The organism is Streptomyces narbonensis (assembly GCF_014649015.1).
GTDB classification, from domain to species: Bacteria; Actinomycetota; Actinomycetes; order Streptomycetales; family Streptomycetaceae; genus Streptomyces; species Streptomyces narbonensis.
This window is the reverse complement of record NZ_BMSF01000005.1, coordinates 90,851-109,011: the sequence shown is the minus strand read 5'-3', so window position 1 is coordinate 109,011 and position 18,161 is coordinate 90,851. Positions and strand designations below refer to the sequence as shown.

General features: G+C 73.4%; 15 protein-coding genes. 7 read left to right on the top strand and 8 right to left on the bottom strand.

Annotated features, from left to right (window positions below):
* Positions 1-35 precede the first annotated feature (35 nt).
* From IE124_RS11195 to IE124_RS11185, 3 genes are all read right to left on the bottom strand, one after another.
* Complete coding sequence (locus IE124_RS11195) at positions 36-965, bottom strand: ornithine cyclodeaminase family protein (protein ID WP_370468752.1); 930 nt, start codon at positions 963-965, stop codon at positions 36-38.
* A gap of 5 nt (positions 966-970) precedes the next feature.
* Positions 971-2,056 (bottom strand): proline racemase family protein, encoded by a 1,086-nt coding sequence (locus IE124_RS11190; RefSeq protein ID WP_189507414.1) that lies wholly within the window; start codon positions 2,054-2,056, stop codon positions 971-973.
* 111 nt (positions 2,057-2,167) lie between these two features.
* Entirely contained in the window at positions 2,168-4,597 is a 2,430-nt protein-coding gene (locus IE124_RS11185; protein WP_229832367.1) for a collagenase, read from the bottom strand.
* Positions 4,598-5,033: 436 nt separating this feature from the next.
* Here IE124_RS11185 and thpR point away from each other — a divergent pair, with 436 nt between their 5' ends.
* Positions 5,034-5,636 (top strand): RNA 2',3'-cyclic phosphodiesterase, encoded by a 603-nt coding sequence (gene thpR / locus IE124_RS11180; RefSeq protein WP_189507409.1) that lies wholly within the window; start codon positions 5,034-5,036, stop codon positions 5,634-5,636.
* Between the two features lie 78 nt (positions 5,637-5,714).
* Here thpR and IE124_RS11175 read toward each other — a convergent pair whose 3' ends face one another.
* The 3 genes from IE124_RS11175 to IE124_RS11165 form a co-directional block, all read right to left on the bottom strand.
* Positions 5,715-6,326, bottom strand: a complete 612-nt coding sequence (locus tag IE124_RS11175) for a DUF7691 family protein (protein WP_189507407.1) — start codon at positions 6,324-6,326, stop codon at positions 5,715-5,717.
* A gap of 138 nt (positions 6,327-6,464) precedes the next feature.
* Complete coding sequence (locus tag IE124_RS11170; RefSeq protein WP_370468758.1) at positions 6,465-7,226, bottom strand: NPP1 family protein; 762 nt, start codon at positions 7,224-7,226, stop codon at positions 6,465-6,467.
* A gap of 134 nt (positions 7,227-7,360) precedes the next feature.
* Positions 7,361-8,071, bottom strand: coding sequence for an alpha-ketoglutarate-dependent dioxygenase AlkB (locus tag IE124_RS11165; protein ID WP_189507403.1), 711 nt, complete (start codon positions 8,069-8,071; stop codon positions 7,361-7,363).
* 83 nt (positions 8,072-8,154) lie between these two features.
* Between IE124_RS11165 and IE124_RS11160 the strand changes: the two genes are divergently transcribed.
* Together IE124_RS11160 and IE124_RS11155 are read left to right on the top strand one after the other, a co-directional pair.
* On the top strand, positions 8,155-10,275 hold the full coding sequence (locus tag IE124_RS11160; RefSeq protein ID WP_189507401.1) for a HEAT repeat domain-containing protein: 2,121 nt from the start codon (positions 8,155-8,157) through the stop codon (positions 10,273-10,275).
* A gap of 162 nt (positions 10,276-10,437) precedes the next feature.
* Positions 10,438-10,887, top strand: coding sequence for a hypothetical protein (locus IE124_RS11155; RefSeq protein ID WP_229832366.1), 450 nt, complete (start codon positions 10,438-10,440; stop codon positions 10,885-10,887).
* Between the two features lie 72 nt (positions 10,888-10,959).
* Here IE124_RS11155 and IE124_RS11150 read toward each other — a convergent pair whose 3' ends face one another.
* Positions 10,960-11,886 (bottom strand): DMT family transporter, encoded by a 927-nt coding sequence (locus IE124_RS11150; protein WP_189507399.1) that lies wholly within the window; start codon positions 11,884-11,886, stop codon positions 10,960-10,962.
* Between IE124_RS11150 and IE124_RS11145 the strand changes: the two genes are divergently transcribed.
* On the top strand, positions 11,792-12,589 hold the full coding sequence (locus tag IE124_RS11145) for a LysR substrate-binding domain-containing protein (RefSeq protein WP_370468751.1): 798 nt from the start codon (positions 11,792-11,794) through the stop codon (positions 12,587-12,589). The two genes, IE124_RS11150 and IE124_RS11145, sit on opposite strands and share 95 nt — an antisense overlap.
* A 124-nt stretch (positions 12,590-12,713) precedes the next feature.
* On the opposite strand, the gene IE124_RS11140 is transcribed toward IE124_RS11145, so the two are convergent.
* Positions 12,714-13,292, bottom strand: coding sequence for a GNAT family N-acetyltransferase (locus tag IE124_RS11140; protein ID WP_189507397.1), 579 nt, complete (start codon positions 13,290-13,292; stop codon positions 12,714-12,716).
* Positions 13,293-13,416: 124 nt separating this feature from the next.
* Between IE124_RS11140 and cpt the strand changes: the two genes are divergently transcribed.
* The 3 genes from cpt to IE124_RS11125 all read left to right on the top strand — a co-directional run bounded on the left by cpt (position 13,417) and on the right by IE124_RS11125 (position 18,116).
* Complete coding sequence (gene cpt / locus IE124_RS11135) at positions 13,417-13,950, top strand: chloramphenicol phosphotransferase CPT (protein WP_229832365.1); 534 nt, start codon at positions 13,417-13,419, stop codon at positions 13,948-13,950.
* Positions 13,951-14,385: 435 nt separating this feature from the next.
* Positions 14,386-16,509 (top strand): DUF4139 domain-containing protein, encoded by a 2,124-nt coding sequence (locus IE124_RS11130; protein ID WP_189507395.1) that lies wholly within the window; start codon positions 14,386-14,388, stop codon positions 16,507-16,509.
* Positions 16,510-16,517: 8 nt separating this feature from the next.
* Positions 16,518-18,116, top strand: a complete 1,599-nt coding sequence (locus tag IE124_RS11125; protein WP_189507393.1) for a DUF4139 domain-containing protein — start codon at positions 16,518-16,520, stop codon at positions 18,114-18,116.
* Positions 18,117-18,161: the final 45 nt, after the last annotated feature.

The window sequence follows — 18,161 nt, the reverse complement described above, 5'->3', positions numbered from 1 at the left end:
TGCGGGGCCGGGGCGTTCGGCGTGCGGTGCCGTCCCTATGGCGTGGCGAGTGCCGCCGTGTAGAGGGCGCCGGCCACGGCGAGGTCCTCCCAGGCCATGCCGACGCTCTTGAAGAACCGCGGGCGTTCGGTGGTGGGGGTGCGGCGGCCGGTCACGAGGTCGGCGATGCCGCCGACGACGTGGTCCTCCTCGATCGCGCCTTCGGCCGTGGGGACGAGCAGGTCACCGGCCTCGCGCAGGGCGGCGCTCCGTGCCTCGACGTACACCTCGGAGCGGGCGACGAGCGCGCTGTCGACCTCCCGGGCGTCCGGCTCGTGCGAGCCGACGGCGACGACGGTGGCGCCGGGGGCGACGAGGGCTCCGTCGAAGAGGGGCTCGCGTGCGGTGGTGCAGCAGACGACGAGGTCGGCCTTGGCCACGTCGTCGGGCGTGCCGGTCCTGGCGAGGACGCCGAGCGTGCGCGCGTACCCGGCGAGGGCGCGCGCGCCGATCTGGTTGCGCCCGACGACGACCGCCTCGGCGACGCGGCGGACGGCGAGCACGGACTCCAGGTGCCCGTACGCCTGCGGGCCGGTCCCGAAGAGCACGAGGCGCAGCGGCTTGTCGGCGGGCGTCAGGTGGCGTACGGCGAGGGCGGAGACGGCCGGGGTGCGCAGTTCGGTGAGGGCGGCGCCGTCGAGGAGGGCGAGCGGGCGGAGGTTCGTGCCGTCGAGGAGCAGGTAGGACCCGGTGATGCGGGGCAGGCCTGCGGCGGCGTTGCCGGGGGCCACGCCGGCGATCTTCACTCCGGCATACGGGCCGAAGGCCGCGGGCATGAGGAGGAGTTCGCCTGCGGGGACGCGGACGGAGGTGCGTGCCGGTCCTTCCTCGGGGTCGAGTCCGGCGCGCAGGACCTCGGCCAGGACGTCGATCGCCTCGGCCGGGCCCAGGAGGCGGGCGATGGTCGCCGCGTCGATCTGGGTCACGTGCGTCACAGCAGGAACCCCGTCCCGAGGTCGTCGTCCGGTTCGACGAGGAAGGTGTGGGTGCCGGTCCGGTGGGTCCGTCCGGTCACCTCGGTGATGCCGCCGGGGAGCAGGCGGCCGGTGAAGACGGTGCCCGCCACGGACTCGTGCGTCAGGGTGTCGCCGGGGGCGAGGCGCCCGTCCGCGGCGAGGAGCACGAGTCGGGCAGAGGTGCCGGATCCGCAGGGCGAGCGGTCGATCTGGCCGTCGGCGAATACGGTGACGTTGCGCTGGCGCGGGCCGTCGGGGAGCGTGCCGGCGTCCGCGCCGGGCCGGTCTTCGGGCAACGTGTCGGCGTCCGCGCTGGGCCGGTCTTCGGGCAGGTCCTCGTACAGGATGACGCCATACACGCCGGAGAGGCGCGGGTCGCCCGCGTGCCGGGTGGCCGGGTGGTCGGCGAGCGCGGCGCGGATCTCCTGCCCGGCGCGGACGAGGGCGGGCAGGGCCGCCTTCGTGGTGTCGAGGCCGAGGTCGCGGGCCGCGACGGAGGCGTAACAGGCGCCGGAGTGGGCGAGGTCGACCTCGACGGTGCCGAAGGAGGTCGTGACGGGGACCTTCCGCGCGGTGACGAAGGTCGGGATGTTGCGGAAGGTGACGCCGGTGGTGCGGCCGGCCGTGCGGTGCACGGTCGCGGTGACGCGGCCCGAGGGCACGTCGATCCGGACGGCGACGTCGCCGTCGTCGGGGGCCGGGACGCGGCCGGAGTCGACGGCCCAGGCGCCGAGCGCCATGGTGCCGTGGCCGCACGCCGTGGAGTAGCCGTCCTTGTGCCAGAACAGCACGCCGAAGTGGGCGCCGTCGTCGTCGGCCGGGACGACGAACCCGCCGTACATGCCCGCGTGTCCGCGGGGTTCCTGGACGAGGAGCCGGCGCACGTCGTCGAGGGGTCCCGGGCGCGGGTCCGTGGCCGTGCCGCCCGCGCCGATCACGGTGGCGCGCCGCTCGGCGACGGTGTCGCCGGGGACCGGCGGCAGGTCCTGGTCGACGATCCTGAAGGGTTCGCCTGCGGCGTGGTAGTCGGTGGTGCGCACGGAGTGCGGGGTGGTGCTCACGAGGTACGGCCTCCGGTAAACGGGTTCGGGGGAACTTGCCGGTGATGCGGAAACACGGAAGCCGGGCCGGCCCCTCCCCCGTGGGTGAGGCCGGCCCGGACGACGGGGTGGTCAGCTGCGCAGCGGGCCCTCGCAGCTGAAGCTCGACGTGCCCGCGACCCTGGAGGACCAGATGTCGATCGGTCCGAAGGAGCAGTTCATGTCGGCGAGGTTGTTGGACGCGGCGCCGGCGCGGTCGAGGATGAAGTAGTCGACCGTCTCGGACATGTCCTTGAAGTTCTGGTCCTCGCTGGCCCAGTTGGACAGGTTGGCGGTGATCCGGCCGGTGCAGGTGAACCGGCGCTTGCCCGGGTCGCCGTTCTCGACGCAGTCGGGGTTGTTCTGGGTGGCGGTGGCGAAGGTGGACTTCACGTTCGCGAGCGCGGAGTCGCGGAGCTGGGCGTTGGGCGTGTAGGTGGTGTTGGGGACGAACAGGTCGTCGACCTTGGCGATCTGCTTGTCGAGGAAGGTGTTGTACTCGCGCTGGATGTTGGCGTCGGAGGCCATCCGGTTGCGCCACGCGTCGTACGCCTGGACGTCGTTGGCCCGCAGGTGCCGGTACATCTCGCGGAGGAAGGAGGGCCGCTCGGTCCAGAGGTACTCGAAGAAGGTGCCGGCGTAGCTGTAGAAGCGGAAGCCGTCGCCGGCGTAGGTGGCGTTGACGATCTGGCCCACGCTCATGCGGGGGCCGCCGTTGGCGGTGTCGCCGATGACGCTGCGGACGAGCGACTTGCGGACGGCGATGCCGTTGTCGCGGGTGGCTCCGTCGAAGAACTCGGCCGTGCCCTCGTCCATGAAGGTCGTGCGGTCCTTCTGGTACCACGGGCCCTCGCCGAAGGAGCCGTGGACGGCGTAGCGGCCGTTGAGGTAGTGGACGTACTCGTGGCGGAACAACTCCTCGAGGGTGAGGGAGGAGTCCTGCGGGACGCGCCGCTGGTAGGTGTAGAAGGTGGCGCCGCGCTCGATGTAGATGCCGCCGTTGTTGGTGTCCATGCCCGTCAGGACGGGGTGGTAGTTCTCGTAGTCCGCGCGGGAGGCGTAGAGGACGATGTTCAGGGTGGTGTTGGTGTCGCCGGCGACCGGCTCCTCGCTGCCGACGACGCGGTGGAACTGCGCCTTGACGAGCTTGCTGGCGTAATAGAGCTGGTCGACGGTGGCCCGGTCGAGTCCGGTGCGGACCTTGATGCCGCCGTTGTCGTAGGTGTACGTGTACGGGAAGATCTGCTTCTCGATGTCCTCCTTGCACACGCCGTACGGCTTGCAGGCCTCGTAGAAGTTGAGCCAGGTGACGACCTTCGCCCACTGCGGGCTGCCGCTGCCGAAGGTGTTCACGACCGTGCCGAAGGTCTGGCCGAGTCCGGCGACGATCTCCGTCTTGAGGACCTCGATCTGGCCGAAGCGGCCGTACTCGCTGAGGGCGTCACGGGCCACCCAGGCGTTGGCCGTGCCCTTCAGGTGCCCGTAGGACGCGAAGGCCTTGAAGACGGCGCGGTACGAGGGGTCGGCGGCAGCTGCGGCGTGGAAGCCTGCGTCCTGGTTGCCCGGGTAGACGCCGAGGTAGTTGACGGAGAGCGCGGCGAGCGCGGCACCCGCCCAGGCCGGGTCCTGGTTGGTGGCGGTGTGTGAGGGGTCCATGGTGGCCAGGACCCGCTTGACCAGGCCGAGCTGGTGCTGGCGCAGGCCGGGGCCGCTCGCGGCGTAGAGGGCCTCGCGCAGGGCCGTCGCGTTGCTCTTCGTGACGTCGAAGGTGCGCGGGGCGTTGCCGAAGGCGGTGACGGCCTGGGTGATCGCGTTCACGGTGGGCGCGTCGGTGATGTCGATCTCGCTGCGCGAGAAGTCGTGGTACACGACGGCGTGCAGGTACGTGAACATCTCCTCCAGGTGCGAGGAGTTCTTGCCGTCGTGGGAGGCGGCGAGGCTGGATATGCGGCGGGCGACGGCCTGCACGTGGGCGTCGGACATCACGGGCGTGAGCCGGGCGTCCCACGTCCAGATGAGGCCGTTGAGACAGCCCTCGTTGGTGACCGCGGGGTCGGCGAGGAAGTCGGCGAACCGCTCCGGGGAGAGGCCGGTGATCCCGTCGAGGGTGCAGGGCACGCCCGCGGCCGTGGTGCCGGCGGTCGCGGCGGTCGTCCGCGCGGCGGAGTCGGTGGCCTTGGCCGTCGACTTGGCCGCGGCCTTGGGGGTGTCGGTGGCCTTGGCCGTGGCATCGACGGTGCCGGTGGCCTTGGCCTTCCCGGCGACGCGGCCGGCGGCGAGACCGCCCGGGGCGGGCGCGGGGCCGAAGGTCTTGCCGGGAGCGGTGGCGAGGTGCTCGACCTCGTCGAAGGGGTTGGCCACGGGATCGGCCTGCGGCGCCGCCGGACCGGCCACCGGGGACGCCGGGGAGGGCAGGTTCTCCGTGTCCGCCGCGGACACGGAGAACTGGCCGGCGGAGGAGAGGAGGGTGACCGCGATGGCGGAGGCGAGCAGGGACGAGCGCACACGTCTGTGGAGGGACAACAGAACTCCTGCTGGTGAGGGGGGTAAGTGCGGGGATCGGCAAGCAAGAACAGCTCTGGTTCGCACGGTGTATGACGGCGGTTCATCAGCCCGTGTGCGCTGTAACATAGTAATGTGAAATTGCACTGACAACCCTTCTGGCGGCACGAGTTCTCCCGGGCCTCTCAAGCCCCGGCGTCAAGTCAGTGCAATCCCTCGCATACCGGCCTGCCCGCCTCCGGATCGCGGCGAAGCCCACGGCGCCGTACGCCACGGCCGCCCATCCGCGGGTCCCTGCGGGCCCCCCTCACGCCCCCGGCGTCACTCACGTGCCGCGGACCACATAGCCTCGTTCGACGAGGGGCCGGCGGGATTCGCGGACTGGCGCCGCGCGGCCGTGCCGGTCGACACGGCACGAGCGGGCAGCAGGCACACGAGCGGGGAACGGAAACGGAAGATGACTGAGGCAGCGGGTGGGACCACCCACTCCGAGCCCGCCGGGACGGTACGCGTGTTCATCGCCCTCGCCCCGCCGGACGAGGCGAAGGACGAGTTGGCCCACGCACTGGGGCCGGCCTACGAGGCGTACCCGCGCATGCGGTGGAACCGCATCGAGGACTGGCACATCACGCTGGCGTTCCTGGGAGAGCTCCCGGTCACGGCCGTACCCCTCCTTCGCCCCCCGCTCGCCCGCCTGGCGGCGAGCCATCGGCCCCTGGAACTGGGGCTGCTGGGCGGCGGACAGTTCGACGAGCGGGTGCTGTGGAGCGGGATCGACGGCGACGTCGACGGCCTGCAGCAGCTCGCGGCCGAGGTGCGGAGCGTGGTCCGGGAGTGCGGCATCACGTTCCAGGAGCGCCCGCTGCGCCCCCACCTGACACTGGCCCGCGCGCGCCGCGACGATCCGGCGAGCGTGGTGGAGGTCGCCGCCCAGCTGGCCGACTTCGCCGGCCGCAGATGGCGGACGGAACGCCTCCATCTGGTCGGAAGCAACTTCGGCCGCGGCCCGGCACCGATCCGCTACCGCGACATCGAATCCTGGACGCTCGCCGGGTCCTGAGCCCGGGCCGGGCAAGCCCCTTCATGGACGTCGCGCGGGACGGCGGCACAGCTGCGTCGGCGGCGCGCGGCACACCCCCTAGGAGACGAAGCCCACGACACCGAACCCGGGCCGCGACTCCACGTGGCGGAGCCAACCCATCACGTCCATGACGGCGTCGACGACCTCGGGCTCCAGGGGCGGGGCATGGCCCGCCTTCTTGGTCTCCTCGAACTCCGCCAGCGCCTTCAGGCACTGCTCGTGCGTCCACTCGCCACAGCGCGGCAGGTCGGAGGACGGGACGCCCTTGGGGAAGCCGCTGGAGTAGCCGAACTCCGCCACCGAGACGGCGGTGATCCGCAGGGCACGCAGACCTTCGTCGACCAGTTCGAGCCAGTCGCCGCGGAACGGGCTGAAGGAGGAGTTGTCGAGGAAGGAACCGGTCAGCGAGCAGAGGCGCTTGTAGGCGTAGCCGTACTGGAAGGCGTACCGGTCGCTCTCGGGGAACGGCCCGCCGTACACGACCGTCCGCAGTGCCTCGTACGCGGTGGGGGCGCCGTCCGCGATCTCGGAGGAGAACCAACTGTCGTCGGACGCCAGGTCGTCACCGAAGCTGTCGCGGACGACCTGGAGCAACTGGTCGTCACACGACCCGACGAAGGCTCGCGCGGCCGTGGGGTCGATCAGGTACACGCTCAGGGATGAACTCATGTGATCACGTTAGCCAGCGGCACTGACAGGGCGATCGCCGGTGCTTCAGCCCTGGGCCCTCAAGGACCTTCGGATCCCGCGGCTCGCGCTGTACGTCGAGCCGCGGAACACAGCCCCCGTCGACCGGAGCTCCGTTTCTCAGGCGTAGGGGTCGAAGGGGATGCCCGACGGCTTCGCCTTCGCCAGGTGGGCGGCGAAGTTGCCGTCTTTGAGCCCGAAGACCGCGCTGCCGAAGTTCGCCTGGGTGAGCTTGTCGCGCAGACCCGCGGGGTAGCCGTTCCAGCCGACCAGGCTCGGGAACTGCCAGGTGTGCTGGTGGTTCTCCGGCGGCTCGTCGTTGGAGTTCGCCGGGCGGAAGCAGTGGGTGCTGATGCCGTCCTTGTGGTAGACGATCTTGGGGTGGGTGCCGTCCCAGCGGATCCGGTCACGGCCGTAGACCGAGAAGCCTCCGTGGGCGGAGGTGGAGACGTACTGCGCCTGGTTGTTCTGCACCCACACCACGACGTGCTCCCAGTCGTGGCGGTGCCCCCCGAGGCTGCTTCCGGCCAGGGCCTGGTCCTTCTCGAAGTACAGGCCGTAGATGATCGCGCACCAGCCGTTGTTGCACTTGTACCGCGCGTATCCGTTGGTGTTGGTGAGGTCCCAGGAGTCGCGGCACTGGCCGTTGAGGGCGCCGGAGGGGTTGAGCCCGCCGTTGATCGTTCCGTCCGCCCCGATGGCGGGCGTGGGGTAGCAGCCGTCGGTGTCGTAGTCGTACGCCGGCTGGAACGTCTGCTCCAGGCCGTCCGCGTTCGCGGGCAGGGCCGGGGGCGGGGCGGCGAGCGCGCTGCCCGGCAGGGCGACCAGCAGCGCGAGCGAACTACCTAGGGTGAGTGCTCCCTTGACGAGGTGGCGCTTGATCCTCACTCGGACTCCCTGACCTGGACTGGACGGCGCGCGCCGACGCGCGTGGGCGCGATTGGCATGCCCATTCCAATAGGCGGGGAATCATGCGCAGGCGAAGCGGATCAGGGACAGCAGGAGAGCTACGGCGGTCAAGCCACGCCTCTCGGGCGGAACTGGACACTGATGCGGGGCCCGACGGCGCGCGTCGTCTTCGGGACGGCATGCTCCCAGGTGCGCTGGCACGAGCCGCCCATCACCACGAGGTCACCGTGCCCGAGCGGGAGGCGCAGCCCGACGGGCCCGCCTCCGCGCGGCCGGAACGCGAGGTCGCGGGGGTCCCCCAGGGAGAGGATCGCGACCATCGTGTCCTCCGTGGCGGAGCGGCCGATCCGGTCGCCGTGCCAGGCGACGCTGTCACGTCCGTCGCGGTAGAGACAGAGCCCGGCGGTCACGAACGACTCGCCGAGCTCGGGCGCGTAGCGCCCGTTGAGGGCCTCGCGCGCCTCCAGGAGTGCGGGGTGCGGGAGGGGGTCGCCCTCGCGGTAGTACGCGAGGAGGCGCGGCACGGCGACCACGCGCTCGTACATCTCACGTTCCTCGGCACGCCACGGCACGCACCCCGCGAGCTCCTCGAAGAGGGCGTCGGCGCCGTGGAACCAGCCGGGCAGGTGATCCACCCACGCACCGCCGGCGTCCCGGCCACCGCCGCCACCATCGCCATCGCCATCGCCGACAGCGCCGCCTCCGAGCATGATCCGCCGGAGACCGCCCAGGGGGCCGGGTCCGCTGTCGGAGTCCTGGTCGAACAAGGAGCCCTGGAGGCCGGAAAGGCCGGGGAGGGCGGGTCGTGGTGCCGTCATGGGTCCAGCATAGACCCGTTATCGAACAGATGGTCGAATAAGGCCGACCGGGTGTGTCAGTGGCGTGGTCCAGACTGGTGATCATGTTCACGGGGATCGACGACGTCGACTGGGCGTCCATGGACCATGCGTACGGCGACGCCTCCGACGTGCCGGAGCTCCTGCGCGGGCTCGCCTCGGCCGACGCGGCCGAGCGCGAGATCGCGCTCGACGGGATGTACGGCGCGGTGCACCACCAGGGGGACGTGTACGACTGCACGGTGGCCTGCGTCCCCTTTCTCTTCGAGCTGGTCGCGACAGCCGGGCTGCCGGGACGGGGCGAGATCGTCGAGCTGCTCCGCAGCATCGACGGCGACGGCCGCAACCCCGAGGAGATGGACTTCTGGTCCGACGACGAGGACGAGTACGCCGCCTGGGCAGACACACTCGCGCGGGCCGAGGCGGACACCCGGGCGCGCAGCGGAGAGCTGCTCGGCGTCCTCGCGGATCCCGACGCCCGGCTGCGGCGGGCGGTGCCCGGTGCGCTCGTGCAGCTGCACGGCGATCCGGAGGAAGTACTCGCGGTTCTGCGGCGGCGCTTCGCGGTGGAGCGGGACGGGGGCGTACTGCGGGCGCTGGCCGCGGCCGTGGGAGAGCTGGGCGTGCGGCACGAGGGTTTCACAGGGGCGGCGACGGCCGCTCTGGGCGCCCTGCTCACCCACGGGGACGCCCCGGGTGACCCGGGGCTGCGGCTGTCGGCTCTCGTACAGCTGGCGCGCTGTTCGCCGTCCGGGCCGCTTCCGGCTGGGGCTGTCGGGACCGCCCTCGATGCCATGCGGGAGGCCCGGGAGGAGGAAGGGAGCGAGGAAGGGAGCGAGGAAGGGGACAAGGAAGGGGACAAGGGCGACGGGCTCGTGACTCCGACCCTCATCTCGTACCTTCGTCACCTCAAGGCGTCCCAGCGCGGCTCGGTGAAGGCCCCTTGGGCCACGGAGCTGCTCGGAGAGCTGCACCGTGCCCTGGACGACCGGGTCGCCGAACGCTTCTCCCTCCTGGAGGACCAGTTGCGCAGCCCCGACTGGGGACAGCGGCGCGCGGCGATCGACATGGGCGGCCTGCTCCTCACGGGCTGGCGCGGGCCCCACGAGGAGTCCGTACGGCTCCTGGGCGAGCAGCTCCGGGAAGCGGACCACAGGATCGTCCGGTGGTCCGCCGGAGAGCTGGAGCGGCTGTACGCCATCGGGGGCCCGGCGGCGGACGCGCTGGCCGCGCGGGTGGCCTCGGGACCGGAGTTCCTCCCGCAGGCCCGGTGGCGCGAGACGTCCTACGGGGCGACGTTGTGCGCTCTCGCCGCGCAGGGCGACGCGCGGGCCGTTCCCGCGCTCGTCGACGTGCTGCGGTCCGGCGATGTGCCCGAGGGCCTCGGTGACTGGATCGGCAGGATGGACCCGACGGCGGCCGCCGCGCTCGCGCCCGTGCTGCTCCGGAGGCTGTCCCGGATCTCGCCCGGGAAACAGCCACGCCGTACGGAGCACCTCCTGAAGGCCGCGGCCGCCACCGGGGTCGCCGAGGCGGTCGAACCGGCATTGAGGATCCTGCGGGCACCCTCCGACGCGACCCGACCCGTGCTGAGGCACGCCGTGAACGCACTCGCCGAGCTCGGCGAACCGGCCCGCGAGGCGTTGCCGGAGCTGCGGCGGCTGGCCCGGGACGGCGAGACCCACCTCCGCGTCGACGCGGCCGCCGCCCTCTGGTCGGCCGGGGACGGGACGGAGGCCGTGCTGCCCGTCCTGGCCTCGGGGCTCGGCGCGGACCACTGGTCCGGGCGCGTCGACGCCCTGCGGCTGATCACCCGCATGGGGACCGAGGCCGCGGGTCTGCTGCCCGAGCTGCGCCGGCTCGTCGCGTCGCCCGAGGAGAACGGCGGCTGGGTCGCGGGCGCCCTCGCGACGGCCCTGTGGGAGGCGGGCCGTGACGAGGACGAGTCCTTGCCCGAACTGCTGCGCGCCTGGTCCGCGCACGTCGACAACCGGCCGGATGTGGCGGACGTGTGGGCTCGGATGGGTTCCGCGGCCCGGTCCGCCGTACCGGTCGTCCGCGAGGAGCTCGCCGCCGTACGCCGCCACAACAACACGGGCGGCACGGGCCGGATGCGCTACCGCTGCGCCGACGACGAACTGCTGCTCAGGCACGGGCGCGCGCTCCTGGAGGCCTGCGACGGCTGAAGCGATGGGTGTCCGCCGGCCGTCGGGATATCGCGGTGCGTGTCCCCCGGCCGACGCGATATCGCGGTGCGTGCCCCCGGCCGACGCGATCTCGCGGTGCGTGCCCCCGGCCGACGCGATCTCGCGGTGCACGACGGGCGGCGGCGCGCGTAGCCTGCGGGCGTGCATCAGCTCCGAGGGCCCGGTCGGCGCCCGCCGGCTCGGCGCACGGGACGGGTTCCCGGCGGCCGGCCGGCCGCCCCTGTGGTGGTTGCTGGGGCCCGCGTCGTCCTGGTCGGCTACTTCTCCGCGAAGGAGAAGCAGCACGCCGTGCTCATGGACGCGGCGGACGCACGGCTGACAGCGCGCGGCGCCCGTGTCGTCGGGCGGATCGTGCAGCGGCGCGGCGTCTCGGCCGGCGGCGTGCGGAAGATGTCCCTTCCGTACTCCTCGCGCACGCTGCTGAACAGCGGCAAGGTCCGCGAGCTCGCCGAGGTCTGCGAGGAGGCCGCTGCGGACGTGGTGCTGGTGGTGACCGTGACGACGCCCCTGACAGATCATCAACAGTCCGTGCTAGGAGGATTGTTGGGGCGCCCCGTCGTACGTCTCGCCGAGGTCCTCGGCGCCGACTGACCTCGCTCCGATCCCGGCAGCGGTCGGTCGACCGCGGCGCTGTCCGGTGGAGGACTCCCGCGTCCGCCGGCCTCAGTGCCGCACTCCGCACCTCGCAGGCTCCGGTCGGGTCCCGGACGAGGTCGAGGCTTCGGCGGGCGCGTCGCCCCGGGGCGCGGGCGGCCCGGCGTCTCCCGGAGTCCGGCGGCGCGTCATGCCCACGCCCACCAACACGATCACCATGCCCGCCGCCGCACGCGGGCTGAAGGGCTCGTCCAGCACCACGAATCCCAGGACCAGCGACACCACGGGGAGCAGGTAACCGACGGTCGCGGCGTTGGTGGCGCCTTCGGCGGCGATGATCCGGTAGGTGAGGTGGAACGTGATTCCCGTGGCGAAGATCCCCAGGACCACGACCGCGATCAGGCCCGCCGGTGCGATGTGGGCCGGCGGCCGGCCGCCGAGCGGCAGGCTCAGACCGGTCAGGGCGGTCGCGGCGAGGAGCTGGGCCGCGGAGAGCGAGAGCGTCGCGTGGCCCCGCCCCACGAGGTGACGGCCCATGTACGCGAAGCCGACCGCGTAGCTCGCCGCCGCCGCGACGATGGCCAGGGCGCCCCAGCCGGCCTGCCCCGCGCCCTGCCACGGCGCGAAGATCACCACCACCCCGGCGAAGCCGAGCAGCAGGCCGCCCGCGCGGACGGGGCGGAGCCCCCGCTCCGTACCGAGCGCGAGGCCGAGCAGCAGGGACCAGAGCGGGGTCGTCGCGTTCAGCACTCCGGCCAGTCCGGAGCCGACGGTCCGCTGGCCGAGGCTGAACAGTGCGAAGGGCAGGGCGTTGCACCAGAAGGCCGCCACGAAGACATGGCCCCAGACGGCCCGGCCGCGCGGGAGGTGCCGGCGGGTCACCAGGCACAGGACGAGCAGGGTGCCCGCGCCGAGGAGGCAGCGGGCCACCGTGACCTGCAGCGGGGACAGGGCGCGCAGGGCCAGCTCGATCCAGAGGAAGGTCGACCCCCACAAGGGCGGGCCGGACCGGCAGCCTCGCGGTCCGCTACTTCGGGTCGGTCGGTCCCGCGCTGGTGGCCCCCGCGCTGGCCCGGCTCCGCCGGGAGCACCCGGGCGTCCGGCTCGACCTCACGCTGCTGATCCCCAGGAGGCACTGGCCGAGGTCGCCCGGGGGGACGCGGACGTCGCGGTCGTCGTCCGGCCGCGCGAGGACCCGGCCCCGGGCCTCCGCCTCGTCCGGCTGCTCGACGACGAGTACCTCGTCGCGCTGCCGCCGGGGCACCCGTTGGCCGCGCGGCGCGTCCTTGACCTGGCCGATCTCGCCGACGAGCCGTGGGTCGGGAGCGAGCCTCAGGGTCCGTGTCTCGACGTGGTGCTCGGGGCGTGCTCCGCGGCGGGGTTCAGCCCGGACTTCGTTGCGGGCAGCGAGGACTACGCGACCGCGCTGGGCTTCGTCGCGGCGGGTCTCGGCGTCGGCCTCGTCCCCCGGCTCGGCACGGGCGGCCGCCGTATGGACGTCGTGCTGCGCAAGGTGCGCAACCCCCGCCGGTCAGGACCGTCCAGGCGGCCGTCCGCGAGGGGGCGCCCCGCCACCCCGCCCTCACCACGCTGCTCGAAGCGCTCGCCGAGGCGGGGCGACGGTCCGTGTAGACGGAGGACGGACGGCGGCCACGGGGCCGCGGGTAGCCGACGGACGGCCCGGGAGCGATCCGATTGACGACGGACGGGCCGGGGGGCGATCCGATCGACGACGCACGGCCCGGGAGCGATCCGATTGACGACGGACGGGCCGGGGGGCGATCCGATCGACGACGCACGGCCCGGGAGCGATCCGATTGCCGTCACCACTCAGCGGGTTCGCTCGCGCTGCCGATGAAGGGGCCGGTCGGGCGGTCGATCCGATACACGTAATGGGCGCGGTCGTCGATCGGGTTGTCGGGTTCGAGGGACGCCTCGGCGACGCGGTGGAGGCCGGCCTTCTCCAGGGCCCGCCAGGACGGGCGGTTGGCGGTGTGGACCGGCACGACGACCGCGGTGCTCGCGGGGTGGTCGGCCCAGGTCGCCGAGACGATCGCCCGGATCATCTCCGCTCCGAGGCCCCGGCCCGTCAGGCCGGGAACGCCGATCAGGTAGTCGACGGACATCGCACCGTCCGGTACGTCGACCCCGGCCGCCGCCAGCTCGGCCACGTACTCCGGGAAGTCGGCGAAGCGGCAGCGCTGGACGAGGCCGATCGGCCGGCCGTCGAGCAGGACCAGCAGGTCCTCGGAAGCTTCCTCGCCCCGGGCGGCCGGGCCGAAGTCGCGCGCGACGGCCTCGGGGGAGGTCTCGTGGTTCCACCAGCGTGCGACGTGCGGCTGGGCCAGCCACTCCCCCACCTGAGGGAAGTCGGCTTCGACCAGCCTGCGCCAGGTGATCATCAGTGCTGCTCCGCAGGTGGCGTGGACGGCATCTGTCGTACCCGACGAAGAGTAGGGCCCGCAGCGGGGGTCCACCCGGCGAAAACGCGTTTCGCACGGCTCGCCCGACGCCTACTGTGACGCGGTGACGACACGAATGATCATCCTCAACGGCGGTTCCAGCTCGGGAAAGTCCGGGATCGTGCGCTGTCTGCAATCGGTGCTGCCCGATCCCTGGCTGGCTCTCGGCTGCGACTCGTTCGTCGACGCCCTGCCCGCGCGGATGCAGGCCTCGGACGACGGCATCGCGTTCGCGGCGGACGGCGGGGTCAGCATCGGGGCGGACTTCCTCGCGCTGGAGGCGGCCTGGCGGGAAGGCGTCGCGACGATGGCGCGCGCGGGCGCACGGATCATCATCGACGACGTCTTCCTCGGCGGATCGGCCTCCCAGGAGCGGTGGCGGACGGCGCTCGGCGACGTGCCGGTGCTGTGGGTGGGCGTCCGGTGCGCGAGCGCGACCGCCGCCGGCCGGGAGATCGCGAGGGGAGACCGTGTCCAGGGCATGGCGACGACCCAGGCGGAGTCGGTGCACAAGGACGTGTCCTACGACCTGGAGGTGGACACGACGCACACCGAGTCCTTGGACTGCGCGCGCGTCATCGCCGCCAGGGTCAGCTGAGATCGGCAGGGATCGGCTGAAGCCAGCAGGTACCGGCTGACGTCGGCAAGGGCCGGCTGAAGTCGGCAGGGACCATCCGGCTCTGCGCTGTGGTGCCGGTGCGGTCCCAGAGCCTGACCGCACCGGCGTATGGTCCACGCTCGAACGTCCGGCCTCGTCGGCGTACTTGCCGTCGAGTCCCAGCAGGGTGCCCGTGCGGTCCCGGCCGCCTGTCGGGGTGTCGCCCGGATGCTCCTTGCCGGCCTCGCGGGCGATCCGTTCCCGGCGAACGCCTCATCGTCCCTGCCGAGTTGGTCGTCCGCGGCCCCTCGCCGACGCCCTGAGCGGCCCTCTCCGCCGTCAGGTGTCTCCGGTCGGCATCACCGGTCCCCGCCCCTCCTCCCCGGCCGGGGACGTAGGCTTCGGTCGGCATCGACGCGGCGGGGAGCGGAGCACATGGCGACTGGTGAAGTACGGCGCTGGGGGTCGGCACTCGACTCGGTCGTCGTGTACGCACAGGGGGCGCTCTGCGTCCGTCTCGCCCGGGGCACCGTGCCCGCCGACGGCCGGGTACGGGTGACGGGGCTGCCCCGCTCGCTGGACCCCGGCTCGCTGCGGGCCCGCGTCCGGGGAACGGCCGGAGTACGGGTCACCGAGGCCCGGGTGGAGGTCGAGGCCGAGCCGCTGGGCACCGGGACGACCGACGCGGCGCGGCGCGAGGTCGAGCGACTGCGCGACGCGTACGAGGCGGCGATGGGACGCCGGGACCGGCAGCTCAACCGGATCGGCGAGGTCCAGGCCCTCCGCCCCGTCGCGCCCGCCCGCAAGCGCGAGGACCCGCACCGCAGGGCCCCGGTCGATGCCTGGCTGGAGCTCGCCGACTTCGTCGACGACCGGCTGACCGCGCAGCACGCGCGCCTCGCCGAGCTGGAGGAGGCGCTGCGCGTCGCCGAGCACGAGCTGACCGTCGCCGCCGACCGGCTCGACCGGGCCTCCACCGACGCCCCGCCGGCGCACGTGGAGACCTCGGTCTGCGCGGTCCTGACCCTCGACGTGACCGGTGCAGGTGACGACGGCGCTGACCCTGACATCGAGCGGGACGTCGAGGTCGAGGTGGAGTACGGGGTGCCTGGTGCCGTCTGGGTGCCCACGTACCGTCTCCGCCACCGTCAGGGCGACGACACCGGGCGCCTGGTGCTGCGCGCCTCTGTCGCCCAGCGAACCGGTGAGGACTGGACCGGGGTGCGTGTCGCCCTCGCCACCGCCGATCTCCGTCGCCGTACGGATCTGCCGCGGCTCCGCTCGATCCGCGTCGGACGCCGCCAGGACGCGCCGGCGCCGTCCGGCTGGCGCGAGCCTCCGGCGGGGCTCGCCGACCTGTTCTCGGGTTACGACGCCGCGGGGCCCCGGCCGGCCGTCGCCGGGTCCGGGGGCTGGGGCGCGGTGGCCCTCGGCGGCGCACCCGGATCCGCCCCAACGCCTCCCCCACCGCCGCCCGCGCCGTCGATGCCGTCGATGCCCTCGATGCCGCAGGCTTACGGCGGTGCTCCCGGCGCGCTCCCCGCGCCCGGCGGCCCGCCCCGTGGGGCCTCGGCGGAGCGGCAGCGCTCCGTCGGCGACTCCTTCACCGGTGCCCCCGCTCCCCTGGCGCGCATGGCTCCGCCCGCGCCCTCGGCTCCCGGCGCACCCGCGCCGGCGCCCGCCGGAGCCGCGCCGACGCCCCCTCCGGCCCCGGTGAACGGTCCGCCGCGGCCGAGCGGCGCCGAGCTCGACTACGCCTCCCTCGTCCTGTCCGGCCCCGAAGAGCAGGGCGCGCGCAGGGGCCGGCTGTTCCCCGACGCGCCGCTCGATCCCGTGGCGGCCGAGTACCGTCGGCGCGCCGAGACGGTGGCCGCACTCCCGCTGCCCGGTCATGCCAGGCGGCCCCGCGAGTCGGCCGGCTCCTTCGACCACCGCTTCGACGCCGCCGCCCGCGCCGACATCCCGTCGGACGGCACCTGGCACACCGTCACCGTCGGCGAGATCCCGGTCGGTCTGCGGACCGAGTACCTCTGCGTGCCGTCCGTGGAACCGACGGTGTACGCGACGCTGGTCCTCGACAACTCCACCCGTCAGGCGCTCCTGGCGGGACCGGTGGAGGTCACCGTCGACGACGACTTCCTGCTGACCGCCGCACTGCCGACGCTCGCGCCCGGCGGAGTCCGCCGAGTGGGGCTCGGGCCTGCCGAGGGCATCCGGGTCACGCGGCGCACGAACGTCCACGAGTCGACCGCGGGCCTGCGCAACAACACCACCGTCCTCGACCACCGCGTCCATGTGGAGCTGGCCAACGGGCTCGCGAGGCCCGTCACCGTCGAAGTCCACGAGCGGGTGCCGGTCACCTCCGACTCCGACGTCCGGATCGAGGAACGCGCCGACTGGACGGCACCCGGGGCCGACACGGGGGCCGATCGCCACGCGCCGGGCACCCGCCTCTGGCGGGTCGACCTGCCGGCAGGCGCCACCACCGCCCTCGACGGCGGCTACGAGATCCGCATCCCGACCGGCAAGGCCCTGGTCGGCGGCAACCGCAGGAGCTGACACCCGCCATGTCCACGGACCCCAAGCCGATCCCCCTCCCCGTCACCGCCGTCACCTGCCTCGAGGACCGCGCCCACGTCGAGCGCTCCACCGTGCTCGACCTGGTGGCCGGGGTCCAACGGCTGCGCCTCGGACCGGTCAGCGCGCTGGCCGTCGACCGCACCCTCCACGCCGAGGTGGCCGCCGACCCTGACCCGACCGCCGAGCCGGCTCACGCCCACGCGCAGCCCCCGACCGTGCTCGACGTGCGGCTCGTGCGCGACTGGACGCCGCGCGGCCCGCTGCCCTCGGCCGACGACGACTCGGACCTGCGCCTGCGCGTCCACGCCCTCGTGGAGGAACAGGTCACCCTGGAGCAGCGGCGCGACCGGCTCCGCACCCGGCTCGACCTGCTCGGCCGCCTCGCCTCGGACGTCCTGCGGGAGATCGCCGAGGGTACGGGCCACGGGGAGAGCGAGCGGCCCCGCTGGGCCCGTGAGCTCGACCGGGTGGACGAGGAGCGCGACGAGCACGGTGAGCGGCTGCGTACCGTCGAGTCCCGCCTGTCCGCCGTCACCACCGAACTCGGTGCCTGCCGACGGGCCATGGAGCTCGCCGAGGAGGAGCCCGCCGAGCTGGTCGGTCATGTCGAGCTGACCGTGGAGGCTGCGGTGGCCGGGCCGGCCACCCTGCGGCTGGGCCATCTCACCTCGTGCGCGCTCTGGCGGCCCGCCTACCGCGCCACGCTCGACGGGGCGTCGCTGACGCTGGAGACCGAGGCGACGGTCTGGCAGCGCACGGGCGAGGACTGGTCGGACGTGAAGCTGACCCTGTCGACGGCCCGCTCGGCGCAGGCCACCGAGCCGCCCCGGCTCGGCGAGGACCGGCTGACGCTCAAGGACCGCTCGGCGGCGGAGCGCCGTACCGTCGACGTCGAGCTGCGCGAGGAGGAGATCGGGAGTCTCGGTCCGGTTCCCGTACTCGGCCTGCCCGGGGTGGACGACGGCGGCGAGGCACGGGTGCTGAGGTCCCCCGCGCCGGTCTCGGTGCCGGGTGACGGGCGCGCCCACCGCGTACCGCTCTCCGTCTTCACGACGGCCGCGCACCGGGAGTACGCCTGCTCACCCGAGCTGTCCCCCCTGGTGACCCAGGTGGTGCGGTTCGACAACCTCTCCGGCCACGCACTGCTCGCCGGTCCCGTGGACCTGGTGCGCGACGGCGGGTTCGGCGGTCGGGGCACGCTGGAGTTCACCGCTCCCGGCGCCCCCGTCGAGCTGGCCTTCGGCAGTCGCGACGACTACCGGGTCGTCCGGCGGGCCGAGGAGACGCGCGACACGACCGGGATCACCCAGCGGACGGTGGTCACGCGCACGGTCCAGTTGTACCTGTCGCGGTTCTCCGGCCCCGGGAAGCAGGGAGACCGGGTGGTCGCGCTGCGGGAGCGGATCCCGGTCTCCGAGGTCGCGGCGGTGGAGGTGCGTCTGCGCGCGGAGGCGTGCTCGCCGGCGCCGGACGGGGTCGACGCCGAGGGCATCGTCCGCTGGGACGTCGCCCTGCCGCCCGGGGGGCGCCGAAAGGTCACCCTGGTCTACGAGTTGTCGGCGAGCTCCAAGGTCACCGGTCTCTGACCTCATATCGCACCGGCTGCACCGCCCGGTTCCGCCCGGAGCAGG

Bases quoted from the DNA above. Each gene is read 5' to 3' on its own strand.
- thpR (WP_189507409.1), top strand. From the start codon at position 5,034: ATGACTGAGGCAGCGGGTGGGACCACCCACTCCGAGCCCGCCGGGACG.
- IE124_RS11175 (WP_189507407.1), bottom strand. From the start codon at position 6,326: ATGAGTTCATCCCTGAGCGTGTACCTGATCGACCCCACGGCCGCGCGA.
- IE124_RS11165 (WP_189507403.1), bottom strand. From the start codon at position 8,071: ATGACGGCACCACGACCCGCCCTCCCCGGCCTTTCCGGCCTCCAGGGC.
- IE124_RS11160 (WP_189507401.1), top strand. From the start codon at position 8,155: ATGTTCACGGGGATCGACGACGTCGACTGGGCGTCCATGGACCATGCG.
- IE124_RS11140 (WP_189507397.1), bottom strand. From the start codon at position 13,292: ATGATCACCTGGCGCAGGCTGGTCGAAGCCGACTTCCCTCAGGTGGGG.
- IE124_RS11130 (WP_189507395.1), top strand. From the start codon at position 14,386: ATGGCGACTGGTGAAGTACGGCGCTGGGGGTCGGCACTCGACTCGGTC.
- IE124_RS11125 (WP_189507393.1), top strand. From the start codon at position 16,518: ATGTCCACGGACCCCAAGCCGATCCCCCTCCCCGTCACCGCCGTCACC.